Source organism: Streptomyces silaceus, from assembly GCF_001419745.1.
Taxonomy (GTDB): Bacteria; Actinomycetota; Actinomycetes; order Streptomycetales; family Streptomycetaceae; genus Streptomyces; species Streptomyces silaceus.
Window position 1 is genome coordinate 1 of the sequence record NZ_LIRJ01000219.1, and the last position, 7,815, is coordinate 7,815.

Sequence of the window (7,815 nt, forward strand, 5' to 3'; positions counted from 1 at the left end):
CGCGTGTGGGCCCGCCCCCTGGTCAGGGGGCGGGCCCACACGCGTACGAGGGCGTCGCTCAGCCGAAGACGACGCAGGAGGCCGCGGGAGCCTGGATCGAGCCCGCCTTGCGCGGCAGGCCCGTCTCCTGGTCGATCGAGAACCAGGTGACGTCGCCGGAGCGTTCGTTGGCCGCGTACAGGCGCCGGCCCGCCGGGTCGATGGCCAGGTCGCGCGGCCAGTGCCCGCCGCACGGCACCGTCGCCGTGAGCCGGGGCGCGTCGCCCGCGTCGTCGAGCGCGAGGACGGAGAGCACGTCGGCGCCGCGCGTGGCGGTCCACAGGAACCGTCCGTCGGGCGCGACGACGACCTCCGAGGGGTACGCGTCGCCGTCCGGGACATCCGCGAGGACCGGTACCTCGCCGAGCGGCTTGAGCACGCCGTCCGCGGCGTCCCACGCGCAGACGGTGAGGGTGGGGGTCAGCTCGTTCAGGACGTAGGCGCGGTCGCCGCGCGGGTGGAACACCAGGTGGCGCGGGCCCGAGCCGGGGCGCAGCGCGACCTCGCGGTGCAGGGTGAGCGCGCCGTCCGTGAGCGCGCAGACGCGCACGGAGTCCGTGCCGAGATCGACGCTGACCGCCCAGCGGCCGGTCGGGTCGGCGAGGACCTGGTGGGCGTGCGGGCCCTGCTGGCGCTGGGGGTGGGGGCCCGAGCCCGTGTGCCGCAGCCGGCTCGACGCGGCGGGCGCGAGGGTGCCGTCGGCGCGCAGTGGTACGGCGGTGACGCTGCCCGAGCGGTAGTCGGCGGTCAGGACGTGGTCCGCGTACACGGCGAGGTGGGTGGGCGCGGAGCCGACCGGGACGGGCGGCGCCGTGAGCTCGGGCGTGCCGTCGGTGGTGCGGAACGCGGCGAGGGCGCCGTCGGACGTCTCGCTGACCGCGTAGAGGGTGTCGCCCGTGGGCGAGAGCGCGAGATAGGACGGGTCGGGGACCTCGTCCGTGGCGCCGAGGACGGTCAGCGCGCCGGTGTCCGCGTCAATGGCCGCGGTGAGGACACCGAGGCCCCCGGCCGCGGTGAAGGATCCGATGTACGCCCGCCCGGCGTTCCCGACGACCACTGGTTGTCCCCTCTCGACCGGGGCGCCGCGTGCGTGGCGCCGCTCGTGCGGCCGACGCTAGCAGTCGGTCTAGACCAACAGTTCGCCGGTACACGTGCGGACCGCCGCGCCGGCGCGGGGGCCCTGGCCGACCGCGCGGGTGCCGGGGCGGGCGGCCTTGACCCGGGGTGTCGGTTCGCACCCCGGCGTCCGGTCGATCTCCGAGCGCAGGCGGTGCAGTCCACGGCGGCTGTGGCTCTTGACGGTGCCCAGGGGCATCCCGGTCAGCTCGGCGATCTGCGCCTGGGTCAGATCGCCGTAGAAGGCCATGCACAGCACCTCGCGCTGGTGGCGCGGCAGCCCGGCCAGCGCGTCGACCAGCAGCATCCGGTCCAGGACGCCCTCCGGTGAGGACTCCTCCGGTGCCGATCCGGGTTCGGCGTGGGCGACCGAGTCGACGACCGCCAGCCGTCTTGTGCGCGCGGCCAGCGCGTCGACGATCTTCCGGCGTGTGATGCCCACGATCCACGCGCCGAGCGGGCCGCGCTCCGGGCGGTAGCCGGCCCGGCCGCGCCAGGCCCCGAGGAAGACCTGCTGCGTCACGTCCTCGGCCTCGTACGTGTCACCGAGCGAGCGGTTGGCCATGGTGTGCACCAGCGTTCCCCAGCGGTCGTAGATCGCGGCGAACGCGTTCGGGTCGGCGGCGCGCAGTCCGCGGGCCAGTTCGTCCTCGTGCCGCGAGGCGTCGGCCCGTTCGGCGAGCGCGGTGGAGCTGTCGGTGGTGGCCATGGCCGTCTCCTCCTGTCGTGCGCCCTGTACGGCGACGAAGCCGGTGCCGTGGCCGCGCCGGTCACCGGAGCGCCCGGTGGCGGCCATGCGCAGTGGTCCCAGTCTTGCGACGCACAAACGACGCAAGCAACATGCGTCGTTTGTGCGTCGTAAGATGCCCGCATGAGTGGGGTCGAGCGCGGTGGCGAAGGCACGGACGGCGGCACCCCGGAGGCCGGTGGAGCGCTGACGACGGGCGAGGTGGCGCGACGCCTCGGCGTGGCCCCCACCACGGTCCGGACCTGGGACCGCCGCTACGGCCTCGGGCCCTCCGCGCACACAGGCGGCCGCCACCGCCGCTGGACGCCCGCCGACATGGCCCGCCTGGAGCGGATGTGCGCCCTGACGGCGACCGGGCTGCCGCCCGCCGAGGCCGCGCGCCTGGCGCTCGACGGCTCCGGGCCGGTCGCGGTCCCCGCACCCGAGGACGGCACCGCGCCGCCGGTGACGCGGCAGGACCGCCGCCGGACCAGGGCCGGGAGCGGCCTCCGGCTCGGCGACGTACGCCAGGAGTGCAAGGGCATCGCGTACGCCGCGCTGCGCCTCGACGCGCCCGCCCTGGAGAAGCTGCTGCGGACGGCGATCGCCGAGCACGGCCTGGTCACCGCGTGGACGCAGGTGATCATGCCGACCCTGCAGGCCGTGGGCCGCAAGTGGGAGAACTCGGGCGAGAAGTACGTGGAGGTCGAGCACTTCCTGTCCTGGCACGTCTCCGGAGCGCTGCGCCGCAGCGCCCCGCGCGAGGTCGCCGAACGGCCGGGCGCCGGTACGGTGCTCGCCTGCGTACCGGGCGAGAACCACACGCTGCCGCTCGAAGCGCTGGCCGCCGCGCTCGGCGCGCGGGGCATCCCCGTGCACATGTTCGGCGCCGCGCTCCCCGTCGAGTCGCTCATCGTGGCGGTCCGCAGGACGGGTCCCGCGGTCGTGGGGCTGTGGGCGCAGTCCCGCACCACGGCGAGCCGGCCCCTGGCGCAGCACGTGGCGGCGCTCGAATGGGGGGTGCGGGGCGCCCGCCGAAGGCCGGTCGTCCTGACGCTCGGGCCGGGCTGGACCGGTCAGGGCGTGCCCGGTCTGCCCCGCCCCGCGGGGCTCGCGGAGGCCGTCGCGGCGGTGGAGTCCGCCGTGGCGGTGTGACGTCCGCGGGCGCTCGCCCCTGGGCCGTCGAGCCGCGCGGCGCGGGGCGGCTCCGGTGGCAGCGCGGGTCAACTCCACCGGAAACACGCCGCATCCATCGGCGGCCCTGGTCCCGAAGAGATGGTGGGGAAGGAGGCACCCTCAGTCCCATCAGCCCCCAGGGAGCAAGGACAGGTGAACCGGTGGACCAAGGACAGACGCCGCCCGCCGCGGCGTCCGGCGTCGTCATCGTCGGCGGCGGCGCGGCCGGCCTCAGCCTCGCCCACCGGCTGACCGAGGCCGGCGTCACCGACGTGACGGTGGTGGAGCCGCCCGACGGTCCCGCGCGCCCGCCCGAGCGCACCTGGTGCTTCTGGGACCGGGGCAGCGGCGACTACGACGAGGCGGTCACCGCGTCCTGGTCCCGGCTGCGCGTCCACGGCGCGGACGGCGGTGCGCTCACCGTCGACCCGAGTCCGCTGCGCTACCGCATGCTGCGCTCCGGCCCGTTCGAGCGGCTCGTGCACGACCGGCTGAGCCGCGCGCCCGGCGGCCGGGTGCTGCGCGCGACGGCGGGAGCGGTGTACGACGTGCGCGGCGGCGCGGAGGTGGAGTGCACGGCACCGGACGGCCGGCGCATGACGCTGCGCGCCCGCCAGGTGTTCGACTCGCGCCCGCTGCCCGCCCCGCCACCGGCCAGGACGCTGCTGCACCAGCACTTCCGGGGCTGGTTCGTGCGCACCGGGGCCGACCGGTTCGATCCGTCGGTCGCCGATCTGATGGACTTCCGCGTGCCGCAGCCCCGCCACGGACTGGCCTTCGGGTACGTCCTTCCGCTGGCACCCGACCGGGCGCTGGTCGAGTACACCGAGTTCTCCCGTACTCCGCTGACGACCGCCGCGTACGAGCGCGCGCTGGACCACTACACCCGCGACGTCCTCGGGCTCGGCCCGTTCGCCGTGGAGGACGCCGAGCAGGGCGTCATCCCCATGACCGACGGGCGCTTCCCCGGCCGCGTGGGCGACGCCGTCTTCCGCATCGGCACGGCGGGCGGGGCGACCCGCCCCTCGACCGGCTACACCTTCGCCGCCGTGCAGCGCCACAGCGAGGCCATCACCGACGCACTGCGCCGCGGCGAGACGGCCGTGCCCGCCCCGCACGGGCGACGGGCCCTGGCCATGGACGCGGTACTGCTGCGGGCCCTGGACACCGGGCGGATCCAGGGCCCCGACTTCTTCACCCGGCTCTTCCGCCGCATCCCCGCGGAACGGCTGCTGCGCTTCCTCGACGGAAACACCTCTCCCCGCGAGGAGTTCGGCATCGGGCTGCGCACACCCGTCGGCCCCATGCTCCTGACCGCCCTCGAACTCCCCTTCCTGCCCCGCCGCCCCGCACCACAGATCGGAAAGAGTCACCGATGACGCTCCTGCGCGACCACGACCTGGCCCGCGCCTTCGACCACGCCGCGCGCACGTACGACCTCCTGACGGCCCTCAACCCCGGCTACCGCTCGGACCTGTACCGCTCCGCGCGCCGGCTGCGGCTGCCCGACGACGGGGCGGGACTGCACGTGCTCGACCTGGGGTGCGGCACCGGGACCTCCACGCGGGCCCTGCTGCGCGCCGCGCCCCGGGCCTGGATCACCGCCGTCGACGCGTCCGCCGGCATGCTGCGCCGCGCCCTGGACAAGCCGTGGCCGGCGCGCGTGCGCTTCCTGCACCTCACGGCCGAGGAGGTGGCGGCGGCCGAATCGGGCCCCTACGACGCGGTCTTCGCCGCCTATCTGTTCCGCAACGTCGCCGACCCGGACCGCGTCCTGACGACGGTCCGTTCGCTGCTGCGGCCGGGCGGGCGGCTGGCCGTCCACGAGTACAGCCTGAGCGGTTCGGCCGTGCACCGGGCGCTGTGGACCGCCGTGTGCCAGGGGGTGATCATCCCGGCGGGCACGCTCGGCGGTGACCGGGCCCTCTACCAGCACCTGTGGCGCAGCGTCCTCGCCTTCGACACCGCCCCCGTCTTCGCGGACCGACTCGTCGGCCGGGGCTTCTCGGACGTGCGCACGGTCCCGGTCGCCGGGTGGCAGACGGGCATGGTCCACACCTTCCTCGCCCGGAGCGGCGCCGCCACCGACGGCTCACCCCGACACGGCTTCCCGGCGGGCGGCGCGGCCTTCCACGGATCCGCCGTGAACGGTTCGGCCGTCGACGGATTCCCCTTCAGCCCGTCCCACGGCTCGACGGAGCCCGGCCGGTGAGCGCCGCGCGCCACGGGGCGCGGCGCGGCCGGGACCGCAGGGCCGAGGTGCTGTTCCCCGCGCCCGGCCGACCTCGGTTCGAACCGGACAGGGCGCCGTCGGTGGCCGTGGTCGGCGGCGGGATCGCCGGTCTCGCGGCGGCCACCGGCCTCGCCGAGCGCGGTGCCCAGGTGACCCTGTACGAACGTCAGGAGGCGCTCGGCGGCCGGCTCGCGGGACACCGCACACGGCTGGCCGACGGCTCCCCCGCGACGATGAGCCGGGGCTTCCACGCCTTCTTCCGCCAGTACTACAACCTGCGCGGCCTGCTGCGCCGCACCGATCCCGCCCTCGACCGTCTCGTCCCCCTGCCCGACTACCCCTTGCGGCACATCAGCGGTCTGGCCGACAGCTTCGCGCGCGTGCCGCGGACACCGCCGTTCAGCGCGCTCGGCTTCGTCGCCCTGAGCCCCACGTTCGGCTGGCGCGACCTCGCCGCCATGGACCCGCGGGCGGCGCTGCCGCTCCTGGACGTCCGCGTGCCCGACGTGTACGAACGCTTCGACACGATGAGCGCGTCGGCGTTCCTGGACCGCGTCCGCTTCCCCGAGGCCGCCCACCACCTCGCGTTCGAGGTGTTCTCCCGCAGCTTCTTCGCCGACCCGCGTGAACTGTCCGCGGCGGAGCTGCTGCTCATGTTCCACATCTACTTCCTCGGCTCGTCCGAGGGCCTGCTCTTCGACGTGCCCAACGCCCCCTTCCCGCAGGCCCTCTGGGAACCGCTCGGCGCCTACCTCCAGAGTCTGGGCACGGACGTGCGCGGCGGCACGGCCGTCCACGAGGTGCGTCCGCTCGACGCCGGGGGCGTGACGGTGTGCACCGACACCGCCGAGGACCGGCACGACGCGGTCGTCCTGGCGCTCGACCCCGGTGCCCTGCGCCGGCTCGTCGAGTCGTCCACCGGCCTGGGCACCGCCACGTGGCGCGACGACGTCGCGGCGCTGCGCACCGCGCCGCCGTTCCTCGTCTCGCGCCTGTGGCTGGACCGGCCGGTGCGGGCCGACCGCCCCGGCTTCCTCGGCACCAGCGGGTACGACGGCCTGGACAACATCAGCGTCCTGGACCGCTACGAGGACGAGGCGGCGCGCTGGGCCTCCCGGCACGGCGGCTCGGTCGTCGAACTGCACGCCTACGCCGTCGCCCCCGGCACCGAACCGGAGAAGGTGCGCCGCACCCTCGTCGACCGGCTGCACCAGGTCTATCCGGAGACGCGCGGGGCGCGCGTCGTCGACGAACGGCACGAGTGGCGCTCGGACTGCCCGCTCTTCCCGGTCGGCTCCCACCGGCGCCGGCCCACCGTGCGCACGCCACACCGACGGGTGGTCCTGGCGGGCGACGCGATCCGCTGCGACCTGCCGGTAGCCCTGATGGAGCGCGCCGCCACCACCGGCTTCCTGGCCGCCAACGCCCTCCTCGGTGTGTGGGGCGTGCGCGGCCAGGTGCTGTGGACGGTGCCGCGCTCCGGGCGTTCCGCCGTGCTGCGGGCGGTGAACTCGCTGGCGGGGCGCGGCGCGTAGGCGCGGCGGGCCGGGCCCGGTCAGCCGGGGAAGCGCCCGGTGCTGCGCAGCTGCCAGCGGCGTTCGGCGTACGCGAGGTCGTCGCGCCACAGGCGCCCGGCCGCGTGCCGGATCAGCGGGCGCAGCGCCCCGGCCGTGGCCCGCGCCACCGCGAAACCGCGGCGGTGCGAGGTGGCGAGGACCGCCTCGACGACGGCGGTCCTCGGCGCCGCGTCCGTGAGACCGGTCAGAGGGGTGGCGTGCGTCTCGACCACGGACGTCGCCCCTTCGCCGTCGGTGATGCGCATCAGCACCGTGCGGGGGTCGGGCGCGGTGAACTCGGCCCGGACCGGGACGACGAGGCGCCCGGCGACCCGGAAGGAGACGTCGACGACGAAGGCGTCGTCCTCCTCCGCGTCCGGCTCCCGCACCACGGTCAGATCGACGAACGAGTACGGGTGGAACCACGAACCGTGCCAGGGGTCGAGGCGGTTGGCGACGATGTCCTGCGGCTCGCACCGCCCGACCGCGGTGAACACGGCGTCCACCGCGCCGTCCGCGTCCGGCCGCTCCGGGATCACGGGGCGCTCGGTCGGTTCCTCACCGCCGACCGCGTCGAGGCGCAGCCACACCAGGACCCCGTCGTCGTACACGGGATAGGGGTCCCAGCCGGCGAACGGGGCGACACCGCTGAGGGTCAGTCCGTGCCAGTGGCACACCAGGGTGCCGCACACCACCCGGCTCTCCCGCAGGGGGGCGCCCAGGTGCGGGCAGGCGCCCGGTCCCGCCCGCAGCTCGCCCGTGTCCCCGCGCCACAGGACCACCTCGGCACCGCCCACCGTGCGGCCGAACGGGCCCTCTGCCGAGCGCAGTCCGCGGGAGGAGCCGATCACGAACCAGTTGCCGGAGGCGCGCGCGGACGCCCGCTTCAGCGCGTCGTCGATGAGTGCGGGGCGCGCCTGCCGCCAGGTCGGCTCCTGGGCCGCCCAGCCGGGGCCCCGGCGCCTGCG

General features: G+C 75.8%; 7 protein-coding genes. 4 read left to right on the forward strand and 3 right to left on the reverse strand.

Annotation, left to right across the window (positions count from 1 at the left end; genetic code table 11):
* Positions 1-58 precede the first annotated feature (58 nt).
* Together AOK22_RS21135 and AOK22_RS21140 are read right to left on the reverse strand one after the other, a co-directional pair.
* A complete protein-coding gene (locus AOK22_RS21135; RefSeq protein ID WP_107101995.1) occupies positions 59-1,096 on the reverse strand; it encodes a lactonase family protein in 1,038 nt (345 codons plus the stop codon).
* 69 nt (positions 1,097-1,165) lie between these two features.
* A complete protein-coding gene (locus tag AOK22_RS21140) occupies positions 1,166-1,864 on the reverse strand; it encodes a sigma-70 family RNA polymerase sigma factor (protein ID WP_079036721.1) in 699 nt (232 codons plus the stop codon).
* Between the two features lie 162 nt (positions 1,865-2,026).
* Between AOK22_RS21140 and AOK22_RS21145 the strand changes: the two genes are divergently transcribed.
* From AOK22_RS21145 to AOK22_RS21160, 4 genes are all read left to right on the forward strand, one after another.
* Positions 2,027-3,037, forward strand: coding sequence for a MerR family transcriptional regulator (locus AOK22_RS21145; RefSeq protein WP_055700269.1), 1,011 nt, complete (start codon positions 2,027-2,029; stop codon positions 3,035-3,037).
* Positions 3,038-3,219: 182 nt separating this feature from the next.
* Positions 3,220-4,437, forward strand: coding sequence for a lycopene cyclase family protein (locus AOK22_RS21150; protein ID WP_055700270.1), 1,218 nt, complete (start codon positions 3,220-3,222; stop codon positions 4,435-4,437).
* Positions 4,434-5,270, forward strand: a complete 837-nt coding sequence (locus AOK22_RS21155; RefSeq protein ID WP_079036720.1) for a methyltransferase domain-containing protein — start codon at positions 4,434-4,436, stop codon at positions 5,268-5,270. Before AOK22_RS21150 ends, AOK22_RS21155 begins: the two co-directional genes overlap by 4 nt.
* The gene (locus tag AOK22_RS21160; RefSeq protein ID WP_055700271.1) at positions 5,267-6,826 is read left to right on the forward strand and encodes an FAD-dependent oxidoreductase; all 1,560 of its coding nucleotides are present in this window, start codon (positions 5,267-5,269) and stop codon (positions 6,824-6,826) included. The genes AOK22_RS21155 and AOK22_RS21160 overlap by 4 nt, the downstream gene beginning before the upstream one ends.
* 20 nt (positions 6,827-6,846) lie before the next feature.
* Here AOK22_RS21160 and AOK22_RS21165 read toward each other — a convergent pair.
* On the reverse strand, positions 6,847-7,815 hold a 969-nt coding region (locus AOK22_RS21165), incomplete at its 5' end, for a DUF5914 domain-containing protein (protein ID WP_055700272.1).

What these genes read in the sequence shown, in the direction of transcription:
- AOK22_RS21140 (WP_079036721.1), bottom strand. Translation starts at nt 1,864, where the DNA reads ATGGCCACCACCGACAGCTCCACCGCGCTCGCCGAACGGGCCGACGCC.
- AOK22_RS21155 (WP_079036720.1), top strand. Translation starts at nt 4,434, where the DNA reads ATGACGCTCCTGCGCGACCACGACCTGGCCCGCGCCTTCGACCACGCC.
- AOK22_RS21145 (WP_055700269.1), top strand. Translation starts at nt 2,027, where the DNA reads ATGAGTGGGGTCGAGCGCGGTGGCGAAGGCACGGACGGCGGCACCCCG.